The sequence below is a fragment of the Enterococcus sp. H57 genome (assembly GCF_003112495.1).
Taxonomy (GTDB): domain Bacteria; phylum Bacillota; class Bacilli; order Lactobacillales; family Enterococcaceae; genus Enterococcus_B; species Enterococcus_B faecium.
Genome location: NZ_BEHC01000007.1, coordinates 73,712 through 89,233, shown reverse-complemented (window position 1 = coordinate 89,233; position 15,522 = coordinate 73,712). Strand labels below are relative to the sequence as shown.

The 15,522-nt window shown below is 34.6% G+C and carries 15 protein-coding genes; 14 read left to right on the top strand and 1 reads right to left on the bottom strand.

Annotated features, from left to right (window positions below; genetic code table 11):
- Positions 1 to 71 precede the first annotated feature (71 nt).
- From DIZ30_RS02525 to DIZ30_RS02485, 9 genes are all read left to right on the top strand, one after another.
- The gene (locus DIZ30_RS02525) at positions 72 to 944 is read left to right on the top strand and encodes a phosphorylcholine transferase LicD (protein ID WP_109023071.1); all 873 of its coding nucleotides are present in this window, start codon (positions 72 to 74) and stop codon (positions 942 to 944) included.
- Entirely contained in the window at positions 941 to 1,642 is a 702-nt protein-coding gene (locus DIZ30_RS02520) for a 2-C-methyl-D-erythritol 4-phosphate cytidylyltransferase (RefSeq protein WP_002297058.1), read from the top strand. Before DIZ30_RS02525 ends, DIZ30_RS02520 begins: the two co-directional genes overlap by 4 nt.
- 7 nt (positions 1,643 to 1,649) lie before the next feature.
- Positions 1,650 to 2,717, top strand: a complete 1,068-nt coding sequence (locus DIZ30_RS02515) for an NAD-dependent epimerase/dehydratase family protein (protein ID WP_002324408.1) — start codon at positions 1,650 to 1,652, stop codon at positions 2,715 to 2,717.
- Positions 2,710 to 3,681 carry a glycosyltransferase gene (locus DIZ30_RS02510; RefSeq protein ID WP_002295420.1) on the top strand — a complete coding sequence of 324 codons (972 nt, stop codon included), beginning with the start codon at positions 2,710 to 2,712 and terminating at the stop codon, positions 3,679 to 3,681. Before DIZ30_RS02515 ends, DIZ30_RS02510 begins: the two co-directional genes overlap by 8 nt.
- A 66-nt stretch (positions 3,682 to 3,747) precedes the next feature.
- Positions 3,748 to 5,181, top strand: coding sequence for an O-antigen ligase (locus DIZ30_RS02505; RefSeq protein WP_002330257.1), 1,434 nt, complete (start codon positions 3,748 to 3,750; stop codon positions 5,179 to 5,181).
- 35 nt (positions 5,182 to 5,216) lie between these two features.
- The gene (locus DIZ30_RS02500; RefSeq protein WP_002295416.1) at positions 5,217 to 6,041 is read left to right on the top strand and encodes a phosphorylcholine transferase LicD; all 825 of its coding nucleotides are present in this window, start codon (positions 5,217 to 5,219) and stop codon (positions 6,039 to 6,041) included.
- 65 nt (positions 6,042 to 6,106) lie between these two features.
- Entirely contained in the window at positions 6,107 to 7,078 is a 972-nt protein-coding gene (locus DIZ30_RS02495; RefSeq protein ID WP_002295415.1) for a glycosyltransferase, read from the top strand.
- A gap of 10 nt (positions 7,079 to 7,088) precedes the next feature.
- Positions 7,089 to 8,513 carry a lipopolysaccharide biosynthesis protein gene (locus tag DIZ30_RS02490; protein ID WP_002295413.1) on the top strand — a complete coding sequence of 475 codons (1,425 nt, stop codon included), beginning with the start codon at positions 7,089 to 7,091 and terminating at the stop codon, positions 8,511 to 8,513.
- A gap of 201 nt (positions 8,514 to 8,714) precedes the next feature.
- Complete coding sequence (locus DIZ30_RS02485; RefSeq protein WP_002295412.1) at positions 8,715 to 9,662, top strand: NAD-dependent epimerase/dehydratase family protein; 948 nt, start codon at positions 8,715 to 8,717, stop codon at positions 9,660 to 9,662.
- Positions 9,663 to 9,701: 39 nt separating this feature from the next.
- Here DIZ30_RS02485 and DIZ30_RS02480 read toward each other — a convergent pair whose 3' ends face one another.
- On the bottom strand, positions 9,702 to 10,862 hold the full coding sequence (locus DIZ30_RS02480) for a serine hydrolase (protein ID WP_010777078.1): 1,161 nt from the start codon (positions 10,860 to 10,862) through the stop codon (positions 9,702 to 9,704).
- 164 nt (positions 10,863 to 11,026) lie between these two features.
- Here DIZ30_RS02480 and mltG point away from each other — a divergent pair, with 164 nt between their 5' ends.
- The 5 genes from mltG (at position 11,027) to DIZ30_RS02455 (ending at position 15,419) form a co-directional block, all read left to right on the top strand.
- On the top strand, positions 11,027 to 12,202 hold the full coding sequence (gene mltG / locus DIZ30_RS02475) for an endolytic transglycosylase MltG (protein WP_002295410.1): 1,176 nt from the start codon (positions 11,027 to 11,029) through the stop codon (positions 12,200 to 12,202).
- Between the two features lie 135 nt (positions 12,203 to 12,337).
- Positions 12,338 to 12,817, top strand: a complete 480-nt coding sequence (gene greA, locus DIZ30_RS02470) for a transcription elongation factor GreA (RefSeq protein WP_002295409.1) — start codon at positions 12,338 to 12,340, stop codon at positions 12,815 to 12,817.
- A gap of 167 nt (positions 12,818 to 12,984) precedes the next feature.
- Complete coding sequence (gene liaF, locus DIZ30_RS02465; protein WP_002295408.1) at positions 12,985 to 13,716, top strand: cell wall-active antibiotics response protein LiaF; 732 nt, start codon at positions 12,985 to 12,987, stop codon at positions 13,714 to 13,716.
- Complete coding sequence (gene liaS, locus DIZ30_RS02460) at positions 13,713 to 14,780, top strand: two-component system sensor histidine kinase LiaS (protein ID WP_002318624.1); 1,068 nt, start codon at positions 13,713 to 13,715, stop codon at positions 14,778 to 14,780. Before liaF ends, liaS begins: the two co-directional genes overlap by 4 nt.
- A 6-nt stretch (positions 14,781 to 14,786) precedes the next feature.
- Positions 14,787 to 15,419 (top strand): response regulator transcription factor, encoded by a 633-nt coding sequence (locus DIZ30_RS02455; protein ID WP_002295404.1) that lies wholly within the window; start codon positions 14,787 to 14,789, stop codon positions 15,417 to 15,419.
- Positions 15,420 to 15,522: the final 103 nt, after the last annotated feature.

The window sequence follows — 15,522 nt, the reverse complement described above, 5'->3', positions numbered from 1 at the left end:
TAAGATTGAAAACCGCCTCTATTTATGAGAAAATAGGGAAGATTAATAAAAGAATGGTTGAGGCAACTATAATGTACAGTACAGATCCTGAATTAAAAAAAATTCAAAAAGTAAATCTCGAAATGGCACAATACTTTGTAGATTTTTGTAAAAGTCACGATTTGTTGTGTTATTTTTGTGGTGGCGGCGCAATCGGAGCAATCCGGCATAAAGGTTTTATCCCATGGGATGATGATTTAGATTTTTTCATGCCTAGAAGGGATTATGATCGTTTAGCAGAATTATGGGAAACCGGCCCACAAAAAGATAAATTTGTTTTATTAAGACCAGCTCTGACGAATCACGATCGGAACTCCTTTACAACTATCCGTAATGTTCAAACGACCTTTATCAAAACGTATCAGGAAGATTTAGATATCCCTCATGGTATCCAATTAGATATTTTTCCATTAGATACTGCACCTGAAAAGCAAACTGAACGGAAAAAGCAAAAGATATGGGCAATGATCTATGCGATTTATCGAAGTCAGCAAGTACCGCAAAACCATGGGAAAGCGATGGAATTAGCTGGAAAGCTATTGTTAAATAGTGTATCTGCAAAAACGAAGTATAAAATATGGAGATATGCTGAAAAGCAGATGACCAAATACAATGATAATCCAACGAATTTCGTTACAGAACTTTGTGTCGGACCTCGATATATGGGGAATGTTTATCCTACAAAAGACTTTGAATCTGCTGTGTGGGTGCCATTCGAAGATACAGAGATGCCAGTACCGGTTGGTTATGATAATTATTTAAGTCAAGTTTTTGGTGACTATATGCAGCTTCCGCCTGAAAAAGATCAGGTTTCTCATCATGAAGCAGTTTATATTGATCCAGAACATCCATACACAATGTACAAAGGAAAATATTATTTAACTAAAGGAGCAGAAAAAAAATGATTACAGCTATTATTATTGCCGGTGGTGTGGGTAAACGAATGGGACAAGATATCCCAAAACAGTTCATTACAATTGAAGGAAAACCTATTATTATCTATACTTTAGAATCATTTCAACACCATCCTCAAGTTGACCGGATTTTAGTCGTTTGCAAATCTGGTTGGGAAGAAACGATGTGGGCGTATATCAAAGAATTCAATATTAGCAAAGTCAAATGGGTCATTACAGGTGGATCAAAAGGACAAGAGTCGATCAATAATGGTGTTCAGTTTTTGAAAGACTATTCTGAAGATGATGATACGATCATCATCCATGATGGAATCCGTCCACTAGTAGACGAACTGGTATTGTCAGATGTAATCGTTAAATGTAAAGAATTTGGTAACGGTGTAACCTCTCTACCTTACAACGAACAAATTTTTATCAAGAAAACAGAAGAAACGACGGAACAGTATGTCGATCGTAACACATTGAGGCGTGTCTCAACTCCACAAGCTTATCAATACGGAAAACTACGGGCAGCATATGACCGGGCAGTGAAAGAAGACATCGGTATGACTGATTCTTCTTATACGAATACCATGATGGTAGATTTGGGAGAAACTTTATATTTTGCTGCTGGTTCTGATAAAAATATCAAATTGACAACAACAGATGATCTAGAATTGTTCAAAGCATATTTAAAAATGAAAGACTAGGTGAAAGATGATGACGTTGATTAAACAACCAATGTACCAAGAAGATTTGGCAAAAGTAATCAATCATACACCAAAAATAAAACAGCTACATGGAAAATCCGTTCTGATGATTGGTGCTTCTGGAATGATTGGCTCTTTTTTGATTGATACGTTGATGGCTGCTAATGAACAACTAGGCATCAAAATCAAAGTTTATGCAATGGGCAGAAACCGTCAGAAGCTTGAAAAAAGGTTTGCCAGTTATCTTGAATTAGATACTTTCGAAATTGTTGAAGGTGACGTCACAGAACCCTTACCAAAAGAAATTCAAGCTGACTATTTGATACACGGTGCAAGTAACACACATCCTAAGGCTTACGCAACTGATCCAATCGGTACGATCATGACTAATCTTGCAGGTACAGAGCAAGTATTGAAACATGCAGTAGCAACCCAACCGGTTAGAGTATTATTTTTATCAACAGTAGAAATCTATGGCGAAAATCGAGGCGATATAGAAAAATTCACAGAAGATTACTGTGGATACATCGATTGTAATACACTGAGAGCAGGCTACCCTGAAGGAAAAAGAGTCAGTGAATCATTATGCCAAGCCTACATCGCAAAACACGACCTCGACATCGTGATTCCAAGGCTTTGCCGTACGTTTGGTCCGACGATGCTTTTATCTGATACGAAAGCATCCTCACAATTTATTTTAAATGCAGTCGAACAAAAAGATATTGTTTTAAAAAGTGAAGGAAACCAATATTTTTCGTATGTATATGTTGGAGATGCTGTTTCTGCTATTCTTCATTTACTGCTTGAAGGAGAAAAAGGAGAGGCGTACAACGTTTCTTCAGAAAACTTTGATTTACGACTAAAAGAATTAGCCCAACAGCTAGCTGATATCAGCGGCAAACAAGTAATTTTTGAATTGCCGGATGAGATTGAACAAAAAGGTTTCTCAAAAGCTAGCACAGCGATACTTGATAACAAGAAAATCAAAGAAAATGGTTGGTATCCAATATTTGAATTGAAAGAATCATTGATACACACAGTAGAATTAGTTAAAGGTGAGAAGCAAAATGTGTGAGATTAGTATTATTGTTCCTGTCTATAAAGTAGAACCTTATTTAAGAAAATGTGTAGATTCAATCTTAGCACAAACATTTACTGATTTCGAAGTGATATTAGTAGATGACGGTTCTCCTGACAATAGCGGTAAAATATGTGATGAATATGCATCGAAAGACAGTCGTGTCCGTGTTATCCATAAAAAAAATGGCGGATTAAGTAGTGCAAGAAATGCCGGGATTGATGTGGCACGAGGAAAGTATTTAGGTTTTGTTGACAGTGATGATTATATCGAAAAAGATATGTATGAACTTTTGTACGACAACATTGTCAAAGAACAAGCAGATCTTTCTATTTGTGGGATTTATGATGTATATGAGGGGAAAAAACCAGTAAATAAACCAACTATCAAAAAAACGGTAACTGCAACGGAAGGATTGTTATTAATATTACATGGAAATATTATTTCTGTTCATGCTGTGAATAAACTATACAAACGAGAGCTGTTTTCTACACTCCGCTATCCTGAGGGAAAATATCATGAAGATTCTTTTGTTATTGTTGATCTTTTAGACCGTTGCAAAAAAATAGCAATAGATTCAAAGCAAAAATATTATTACTATCATCGTTTAGATAGTATAAATACGGAAACATTCTCTGCCAAACAATTTGAGTTCATTGAAGCATGGGTGATAAACGAGAATAAGCTAAGAGGAAGAGGCAAAAAAATTGAAGAAGCTGCGCACCAAAGAGTCTGTTTTGCCAATTTTTTAGTTTTAGATAAAATCGTAACAGCCAAGGCAACCAACTTGCCAGAGACCAAAAAAATCGTTCATTATCTAAGAAATAATTTCCTATTTATTATGAGAAATCGAATTTTTACGAAAAGTCGCAAACTTTCCATGCTTTTATTGCTATTTAGTATTCATTTATATAAATTTCCTGTGGAGTTGAGAAGAAAAAAATTGGCCAATAATAAATAGCAATGTTGGATTTTAACTAAAAGATTTTTAAATTTCATGGATAAATATAGATTATCGGAGGTTCATATGTCTAGTAATGTTTTAGAACGAATAGAAAAAATAGGGAATAAACTATCATTACCATACATCATTTTTTTCGAGTTGGTTTTAATAGCAAGAATGGTTAGTGTCTATTCGACACTTCCAACAAAAATTGATTCAATTTTTACATTGATAATCATTGTATTTTCAGGAATAGTATTTTTTTGTCATTTTTTTCCTATGATACTAAAAAAAAAGAAGATACAAATTGAATACTGGTTAGTCTTATTTATAGTTATATTGGTTATAACTACTTTAATCAATCACTCTTATGCATTTACAGAAAATATCAAACTTATTATTTGGCAATGTATTTTTTTCTTTTGTGTATTTGAAGTTGGAAGAACAAATAACCAGCGTATTTTTAAAATTTTTGAATATGTTTTGCTTATCGTTTGGACAGTTCTTACGAGTATTGCCTTGTATTTGTTTTTCGCACACGTCAATTTTTCAATGCCTGTAAAAACATTGTATTACGGAATGAGAATAGGATTTTATGAAAACCGATTATATGGTATCTTTGTTGATCCAAATTATGCCTGCACTATTTCTTTAATCTGTATATTATTTGCTATAAGAAACATAATTAAAAATAAAAAAATTATTCAAAGAACACTATACTCGTTTATAGCTTTGATTCAATTCAGTTATGTAGCTCTTTCAGGATCTAGATCAGGTATTATACAATTAATGGCTGCAACCTTCTTTGGTGTTTTTTTTGTTTATTTATATAAGAATCCTACAAATCGTAAATTTGTTGCTACCAAACTCGTTCAAGCTGTATTATCAGCAATAGTCTGTTCAGCTATTGCTTATGGTGGAGTGTCGTTTGTTCAATCCGGTTACATTTTTTTGGGGAATGAAATCCATGTAAGCAGTCCTAAGATGTTAGATAGTTTTGAAAAAAGAACGCCAGCTAACACAGAAAATAATAAATTGTCTGCTAAAAGACCCGATGTAGAAGAGAATACGGATATTTCAAATAGTCGATTTAAATTATGGAAAAGTGCAACAGAACTTATGAGGTTAAACCCATTATTCGGAGTTACGCCAAAAGGATTTGTAGATGTTGCTAAAGAAAAAATTCCTGAGACTCATATAGCAAGAACTGGGCAAACACCGCACAGTGCCTTTTTCTATTTGCTAGCAGCCACTGGTATTACAGGAACGATTATTTTCGTAGTATTTTTAATCACTAAAATGGTGAATTCTCTTCGAATCCTTTTTTCTAATAACAATAAAGATTATATTGAATTCATTATTGATAATCAGGTTGTACTGGTTATTTTGGTATCAAGCCTACTGATTACAGAAATTGTTCTTACACGGCGTACAGCAACTTTTGTCTTTTGGTTGTATTTAGGAAAACTTCAGCACACTTTTGATTTGATGAAAGTGAAATTACGTAATAAGAAATAGTTGTTTGATATAGGCGGCTTTAGGAGAGTACAAAAATGAAAAAATTAACGATGATAGAGGTACAGCAAAGAGCAGTGAATATTTTGATGTATATTGATAAGATTTGTCGAAAAAATGAGTTGAAATATACAATTTTTTACGGCAGTTTGATTGGGGTAGAAAGACATAAAGGTTTTATTCCTTGGGATGATGATATTGATATAGTTATGCCAAGGCCAGACTACAACAAGCTGATTGATTTATTGAAAACAGATGAAAATTATACGTTATTAGCTTTTGAAACTAGAACACACTATCGCTACCCTTTTGCGAAACTTATAGATCCCAATACAATTGCAAAAACAAAACAATATTTTGGTGGGGAAGACCCTGACTTAGGTGTCTTTGTAGATATATTTCCTATTGATGGAATACCAGATACAGAAAAAGAAAGAGAAAAATTGAGAGAAATTACAGAGCAATATCGTTTGAATCTGATGGACACATTTAAATGGTGCTATGCTCGGAGTTTTTATTTTTCAAAAGCTTTAATAAAACTTATTATGCGGTATCCATATCACCGAAAATTATTAAAAGAAGGAAATGATAGATATTGGAGAGATAAGTATCAAGAGATGGCCAAAAGTATTCCTTTTGGGGAAACTAAAACATGTGGTTATATGGAATGGATTCATATTAACTGGGGTGTTTTTCCAACAGAATGGTTTCATGAATTTGAAGATGTAGAATTTGAAGGTCATAAAGTCATGGCTATCAAAGATAGAAAAAAATTCTTGAAGTTGCGTTATGGAAACTACATGGAAATGCCTCCTGAAAAAGAGCGAGTAACACACCATCCTTATGATTTTTATGAAAAGTGATCCAACTGATTTGATTATCTAAATACAAACCACAGATTTTTAAAAATTAGAGAGAGTGAAATTTTATGTATGAGCAACTAAGTACGTCTGTTGTAATGGCTACATACAATGGTGAAAAGAATATCTTGGAACAATTAGATTCACTACTAAGCCAGACAAAAAAAATCAATGAAGTACTGATTTGTGATGATTGTTCTACTGATAATACAGTTGATATTATCAGTAGTTTTATTGAGAAAAACAATTTGTCATCAACTTGGCATTTAAAAATTAACGAAAAAAATCTAGGATGGAGAAAAAATTTCTTTCATTTATTAAATTTAGCTAGCCAGGATATCATATTTACGTGTGATCAAGATGATATTTGGCACGAAACAAAAATTGAAGAGATGAGTAGCCTCTTCAGAAATAAGAAAATTCAAGTATTAGTTACGGATTATCATGAATTAGTAGAACTTGGCGGTTTATGTGAAGAACTGAAAAAAGTTGATACAGAAAAAAATGAGCAACAAATAGAAGAGCGAGTCATTTTTAATGAGAATAATTTGTTTCTCCGAAGACCAGGGTGCGTCTATGCAGTTAGGAAAGAATTTATCCCACAAGTTAATCTCTATGCGTCTAACATGGAAAACCCGGTTCATGATATGTCGATGTGGGGGAGCGCGGTTCTAACAAATGGTTTATATTTATTGAGAAAACCGTTGATAGAATGGAGAAAACATGGACAAAGTTCTTTTAAAAAAGAAATAGATCAGTCAAATAAAGAGCAATTATACTACAAAAGGCTCATGACTTTGCAAAGAAGATTGCAACGTGTTGAAGCTGCCAGAAATTACTTGATAAATAATGTGACTATAGTAGATTATGACAAAAAGAAAAAATTACTGGATAATTTGATTAAAGAGTTAGAAATGCGTATTTACATGTTAGAAAAAGAAAAAATACGAACAGTTATTTTCTCGTTCTGGAAATACAAACATAAATTTTATTTTGGAACTGATATCTATCATCTTCTAAAACATAAGTATAAAAAGTGAGGATATCAATATGAATACTAAAGCAAAATCAGTTATAAAAAATCTTTATTATACAGTAGCCGCAAATTTTGCTACATTAGGTATCTCAATCTTGCTTAATTTATTTGTACCAAAACTATTGGGAGTAACAGAGTATAGTTATTGGCAGTTGTATGTGTTCTATTCTTCATACGTAGGCTTTTTGCATTTTGGATGGATTGATGGAATCTATTTAAAAATAGGAGGGGAAGAATATAATAAACTTGATAAACGCTCGCTCGGATCACAGTTTTGGTATCTAACGATTTTTGAGTTCTTTGTTTCAATAGCTATAGTTGTTTGGGCTTATTTCTTTATGCCAAACAGTTCCCAATCACTTATTTTAATATTGACAGCTGTTGTTTCAGTGATTACGATCGTTAAAACTTTTATTCTGTATATTTTCCAGTCGACGAATCGAATAAAAGAATATGCACAGCTTTCTAGGAATGATCGCTATCTTTATGTCTTGTTTATTGCTATTTACTTTGCTTTAGGCGGCAGAGATTTTTATTGGCTGATCATTATGGATATCGCTTCTAAATTGATCGTGACACTTTGGGGAATGTCTCGAATCAAAGATATGTTGCAAGTCAATATGATTAGTCTAAAAGAACTTGTCCCTGAAATTTTTGATAATATCAATATTGGTAGTAAGTTAATGTTGAGTAGTATTGCTAGCATGCTCATTCTTGGAACTATTCGATTCTTCGTACAACAACGATGGTCAATTGAAACTTTTGGTAAACTATCCTTTACATTGAGTATTTCAAATATGTTCCTAACATTTGTCAATGCAGTAGGAATTGTTATGTTTCCATTATTAAGAAGGACAAATCAGCAAAGACTCCCTGAACTCTTCCGTATCTTACGGGACTTATTTGTTCCTTTAACCTATGGTTTATTGATTTTTTACGTCCCAGCAAAAATTGTTTTGACCATGTGGCTACCCGAATATACGGAAAGTCTGAATTTTATGGGAATCTTGTTTCCAATCGTCATTTATGAAGGAAGAATGTCTTTACTTATCAATACGTATTTAAAGAGCTTGCGTAAAGAAAAAACGATATTGATGGTCAATGTGATGACGCTATCCTTTTCATTAGTGGCTTCATTAGTCATTATATTTGTGATAGGTAACTTGAATTTAGCAGTAGGCTTGATATTGTTGAGTCTAGCGTTTCGATGTAATTTAGCAGAATATTTTCTTTGTCGTGGAATGAAATTACCTGTTGGATACAGACAATTGGTAGAAACGATTCTAACGATTGCTTTTATCTTTAGTAACATCTGGTTTGGCGGTGACTTTATTAGTCTAGGTATCTATAGCTTGATTTATGTGATTTATTTGCTATATGTACATCGCAGCTTCCTTGCTAGCTTTGGTGAATTCCGCTCTCTACTAAAAGATCGTTAAGCTAAGCTATATTGAAATATAAAATAATGCAGAGTAAGTCCGATTAGGATTTACTCTGCTGTTTTTATTTTTTGAAGCGATTAATTTGTTAAATTCGGCAATCAGCACATACTGGCAGTATATTCTTTATATAGTTTTTCCTGGTTAAAAATGGTAAACTAACTGTATTAAGTATAAGAATGCATAATTGGAGTGAATTTGATGGATACTATATTGATTACTGGCGGAGCTGGTTTTATCGGTTCAACGCTAGCGAATTATTTGGGAAAAGAAAACAAAATCGTAGTAGTCGACGATTTATCAATGGGAAAAAAAGAAAACTTGGATATGGAGAAACAAGTGACTTTCATTGAGGGGGATGTATCAGATCCTCAATTGATGGAAAGAATCATGAAACAGTATCAGTTTGCCTATATTTTTCATTTAGCTGCTGTAGCTAGTGTGGCAGATTCTGTAGAACGTCCTCTAGAAACTCATCGTGTAAATTTTGACAGTGCGCTTTTATTGCTTGAATTGGTACGAAAATATCAATCTGGTTTAAAACGATTGGTATTTAGTTCATCAGCTGCAGTTTATGGCGATGAACCAACGTTGCCAAAAAAAGAAGAATCGGTCATCCGTCCTTTAACACCATATGCCATCGATAAGTTTGCAGCAGAACAATATGTTTTGGATTACTGTCATTTATATGATGTTCCGACTAGTGCTGTCCGATTTTTTAACGTTTATGGTCCAAATCAAAATCCTAACTCTCCATATAGCGGAGTTATTTCGATTCTAGTGGACCGATACAAAAAACAATTGGCAGGAGAAAAAACAGAATTTACTTTATTTGGTGATGGTAGCCAATCTAGAGACTTCGTTTATATAGAAGATGTTATACAAGCACTTTTACTTGTTGCTAAGGAAGAAAAAGCTTTAGGACAGCAATTCAATGTCGGTACAGGAAAAAGCACTACGCTACTTGAATTGATTCATTCAATTGATCAAATCTTAGGAACAGAGCTAGCGCTTAAATATGAAGCGGAGCGTTCAGGGGATATTCGTGATTCTTTAGCGGATATTTCAAAGATCCGTTCTTTAGGTTATCAACCCAAATTTGATATATTGAACGGAATGGAACGTTATTTAAAGACAGAAATCGATTAAAACAAAAAACCAGCATCCTGCTGGTTTTTTTGTTTCGACTTAGCTTTTTAAATTAACACCTTCCATCAGTTCGTAAATCTGATTTCTTAAATCAGTGGCCGGCAATTTGATGTTTTTATCAGATTGGATATTACTTTCCATGACGATTGCATCTTTTTTGTCTTTTTTCATTGCCACTACTGCATGGAATCGATTGATATTTCCCTGAGCAAGGATATAATCATTTCCACTGTAAACACCGCCGCTGTAAGGATGTTTATCACCATTATTTTGCCACAATGAGAAAAGTAGTTCTTTTGGTATAATATCGCCAGACAGAACACTGGTAAAGAATTTGTTCAAGTCATAAACAGACATACTTATATTTCCTGTGCCTAATTCATTTCGGATGTCTGTTTCAGGCTCGACCAATGCTTTTGAATAATCGTCAGTTGCAGACATTTGGTAAGATACAGCATGCTGAGGGGAATTTTTTACATTTTCATAAAAATCTGTATGTTCTAGATGGAGTGGCCGAATGATTTCTTTTTTTAAAAGAGTTTCATAAGGCTGATTCGTTAGTTTGATCAATACCCCTGTAAGCAATGTATAATTTAATGGTTCATAATGATACGTATCATAATCAGTAAATTTCAAATGATGAAGGGCAAACTGAATGATCTCACTATCTGACATAGGTTTTTTTGGAGAAGCGGTTCGATGAAGACCAGAGCGCATGTAAAGCATATTTTTGATTGAGATTTGCTGACTTCCAGGAATCTGAGGATAAAATTCAGATAGCTTTGTGTCAAAAGTTATCTTGCCAGATTGAATTTGTTTTAGGATAAGTAAAGCAGTCATCGCTTTTTGGATCGAACCGATTTGATAGTAAAGAGAAGGAGAATTCGATTCTTTTATGCGTAGATTTGCGTACCCATATCCTTTTTCTAATATCACTCGATTATTTTTGCGTACATAAATCGAACCGATATAATCTGATTTTTGCAGTAATTGATCAATTTTGCTGGCAAGCATCTGCTCATTAGATGTTAAATTGGAAGCAAGTTGTGCGGGTTCCGTTTTATAAATTTGTGGTTGAGGTTGTTTTGTTAATTGCCATCCTGTAATGATGCCTGTTGAAAAGAAGCTGACAGCCAGCAACAAAACTGCGAGAAAAGAAAGAGAGATCTGCTGTTTTTTTTGATGTTTTCCTTTTGCCATGTTAATTCCTTTCTATCCATTTTTAACTATTTTTCATTGTAATCCTCAAAAAGAGCATTTGCCACTTACAATTTTGACATAATATTTGGTAAAATAATTCACGGCAGTAGAAATTTCATGTATAATAAACAGAGTTACGAAGATGATAGTAAGGAGGAGTTGTTTTGTCAGGAAACAAACAACACCCAAGCAAAGACAAAAAAGAAGCCAGTAAGGCAGCTACAGCAGATATAATCGACAAGCGGAGAAATCTGCGTAAAAAAGAAGATAAGATCGTGAGGAAGATCATTTTAGTGATCGCTCTTACATTATTGATTATTGGCGGATTTCTCGGGTTTACCGTATATCGTTATGTAGATAGCGGGTTGAAGCCTTTAGATAAATCGGACGACCAATTAGTCCAGGTGGAAATCCCAAGCGGCTCTTCTAATAAGCAGATTGGCGAAATTTTGGAGAAAGACAATATTATTAAAAGTGGGATTGTTTTCAATTATTATACAAAATTTAAAAACTTAACTGGCTTTCAAGCTGGTTATTATCAGTTAGCGCCTAATATGACTCTTGATGAGATTGGCAAGCAGTTGCAAGAAGGCGGCACATCTGAGCCAACAAAAGTTGCAGATGGGAAAATTGCCATTCCAGAAGGCTACGACATCGATCAGATTGCTGAGCGGGTAGCGAAGGTAACTGGTAAAGACAAGAAAGAATTTTTAGATTTAGTAAATGATGAGACTTTCTTTAACGAGTTGTATCAAAAATTCCCAGAATTGTTGGAAAGTGCCTCTAAAGCTGAGAACACAAAATACCGTTTGGAAGGCTACTTATTCCCAGCTACTTATGATTACTACACGAGTACTTCGCTTAAGGATCTTGTGATTGAGATGGTGAACAAGACAAATACGGTCATGCAAAACTATTATTCAGCTATCAAACAGAAAAATTTGACTGTACAAGAAGTTTTAACTTTGGCTTCTCTAGTTGAAAAAGAAGGCGTAAAAGAAAATGATCGTAAAAATATTGCACAAGTCTTCTTTAACCGAATCAAGGCAAATATGCCACTTCAGTCAGATATCTCTGTTTTATATGCATTAGGAGAACATAAAGAATTGGTGACGTATGAAGATACAGCTGTAGATTCACCATACAATTTGTATACCAATACCGGCTATGGGCCTGGTCCTTTTGACAATCCAAGCGAAGAGGCAATCAAGGCAGTATTAGAACCAGCAGAAAATGACTATTATTATTTCGTAGCAGATACGAGCACTGGAAATGTTTATTTCGCTAAAACGTATGAAGAACATATGGAACTAGTGCAAAAATATGTAAATAATTCTTAGAAAAACAGGGGCTAGTCATTGATCATTTTTAGAAAAACATTTACATTTTAAGAAAAGCGTGGTAATCTTTTTTGGACTATATTCCTCAAAAGATTACCTTTTGCGGTATTTTATCGAAAAAAGGAGACGTTACACATGGTAGAGAAAGTTTATCCAATGACTCTAGAAGGTAAAGAAAAATTAGAAAAAGAATTAGAAGAACTAAAAACAGTTAAACGCGGAGAAATCATTGAACGAATCAAAATCGCTCGCGGTTTCGGAGATCTTTCCGAAAACTCCGAATACGAATCAGCTAAAGATGAACAAGCATTTGTTGAAGGAAGAATCACAACAATTGAAAATATGATCCGTTTTGCACAAATCATCGATAATGACGGCGTAGATGCAGATGAGGTATCGATCGGTAAAACAGTTACGTTCATCGAGTTGCCTGATGGAGATGAAGAAGAGTACACGATTGTCGGAAGTGCTGAAGCAGACCCGTTTTCTGGAAAGATTTCCAATGATTCTCCTATCGCGCAAGCATTGATTGGCAAACGTAAAAATGATGAAGTAACCATTGCTACACCAGGTGGCGATATGTTAGTTAAAATCGTCAAAGTAGAACAAGCGTAGTCTGACTGAAAGATCTAGAGAGTTCATCTTACTGATGACGCACTCTAGATCTTTTCTCTTTGAGTATTGCAGGTTTCACTGAACGATCTTACATCTAAAGTCCTATAGCCAACAGTCAAAAAAATAGGTATGATGAAATGAGAATGTGTCAGGAGGGAGAAAAAGCGATGAATAGTTCTTGGCGTTTTTTTGTGGTAGTCGAAGCACTGCTGCTGTTATTTGCTGTTTGGCAAATCGTAAACAATACTGGACTTTTGCTTTTAGTAATATTCGGTATTTTCAATATATATCTAGCTATGCGCAAATATCCTCGTACTAAATTTCAAAATTTTCAATTGATCTTAGGGAGCTTAGTCATTTTTTTTAGCTTAGTCAACAGTCCTGCTTTATGGATGATGGTTGTATTGGCCGTTTTATTTATCGGGCTGAAAGGTGTAGAGATTTCAGGAATAGATTTGACAAAAAATGCTTTTTGGCGAAAAAAACAGATCATGATGGTCCAAACAGAGCAATTAAAAACACATAATAATGAGCGTAAAAGACAGCAATTATTTGGTAACCAACGTATTGGAAACGACGTCTATGAATGGGATGACATCAACATTGCCATCATTTCTGGTGATACTATCATCGATTTGGGCAATACACTTTTGCCAAAAGATGATAATATTGTGATTGTAAGAAAAGGGATAGGCAGAACACGGATCTTAGTACCCCTGGGAGTGGCTATTCGTTTAGAGCATGCGACATTAGTAGGAAATGTCTTGTTTGAAGAAGAGCAGTTTTCCTTAAAAAACGAACAGATCAAAATCTGCAGCAGTGATTATGATGAAAATCCTCGCAGATTGAAGATCATTACCAATACCTTGGTTGGAGATGTCGAGGTGATACGAATATGATGGGAAGAATATCCAAAGCAATGCTAGCTGTTTATTCGGGGATTGCGGCTTTCCTTATTATTCTATTTTCACTTTTCACTTATTTTTATGCCAGTAACCAAAGTCATTGGTGGGGAGAATTGCTGCGTGCGCGTTTATTATACGTTCCGCTTATCTTCCATTTGATGGCAATTTCATTAGGTGTAGGATTGATCGTATTTCTATTGTTATCACTTATTCAAAAGGCAAAATACGGGAAAATCGAAGAAAAGCTTCGTGCACTTTCTTCTGGCAATTATGAATCCAAACTTTTGCATCAGCCGATCCCAAGCGCGTCGGATGATCTGTACATCAAAGATATTGATATGGAAATTACTAAAATAAAAGAAAAAATGATCGAAGTATCCAGTGAATTACAGATTATGACTAGCCGTCCTCAATATGTAGATGGACAAACCAAAGAAGAGATTTTAGAATTAGAAAGGCATCGATTAGCTCGTGAGCTTCATGATTCAGTTTCACAGCAATTATTTGCAGCGATGATGATGATGTCGGCATTGACGGAGCAAGCAGAAAAAAGTGAGACACCAGAAATGTTCCGTAAGCAGTTGAAAATGGTGGCAGAGATCATCAACGCTTCCCAGTCTGAGATGCGTGCGCTGCTTCTTCATCTGCGTCCAGTCAATTTAGAAGAAAAAAGTTTAAAACAAGGCATTGAGCAGTTATTGAAGGAATTGCAGAATAAAATCCAGATTTCGCTAAAATGGGATGTAGAAGATGTAAAATTAACTAGTTCCATTGAGGATCACTTGTTCCGAATCGTTCAAGAATTGTTATCAAACACATTAAGACATGCTAAGGCTAATGAATTAGAAGTCTATTTGCATAAAATAGATAACAATCTTTTATTACGTATCATTGACGACGGGACAGGCTTTAATATGAATGAAACCAAAACGGGAAGTTATGGATTGAACAATATCAAAGAACGAGTAGCTGGTATTGGTGGAACAGTAAAAATCATTAGTTTTAAAGGGCAAGGTACGAGCGTGGAGATCAAGGTCCCTTTGATGAAGGAGGCATAGATAAAGATGATAAAAGTTTTATTAGTAGATGACCATGAAATGGTACGCTTAGGCGTCTCTTCTTATTTATCTATCCAAGAAGACATTGAAGTGATTGGAGAAGCTGAAAATGGACGTCAAGGCTATGAAAAGGCGATGGCACTTCGACCAGATGTCATTTTAATGGATCTAGTCATGGAAGAAATGGATGGCATCGAATCAACAAAAGCAATCTTAAAAGATTGGCCAAAAGCCAAAATCATTATCGTCACAAGTTTTATTGATGATGAAAAAGTTTATCCTGCAATTGAAGCAGGAGCAGCAGGATATTTATTGAAGACGTCTACCGCACATGAAATAGCTGATGCTATAAGGGCTACGCAACGCGGCGAGCGAGTATTGGAACCTGAAGTGACAACAAAAATGATGGAAAAAATGAGTCGGCGAAATGATCCAGTATTGCATGAAGAATTAACGAATCGAGAAAATGAAATTTTGATGCTGATTTCTGAAGGGAAAAGTAATCAGGAAATCGCGGATGAATTGTTTATCACACTGAAAACAGTTAAAACGCATGTGTCGAATATATTAGCTAAGTTAGAGGTAGAAGACCGAACTCAAGCAGCTATCTATGCGTTTAAACATGGTTTGGTGAAATAAAAACGATGATAAAGAGGATAATCAAAAGCTGAGAAAATAACTATTATTTTTCTTGGCTTTTTTACAATAATGATGCTTGCTTTTGTTTTTGGAAAGGCTTTGT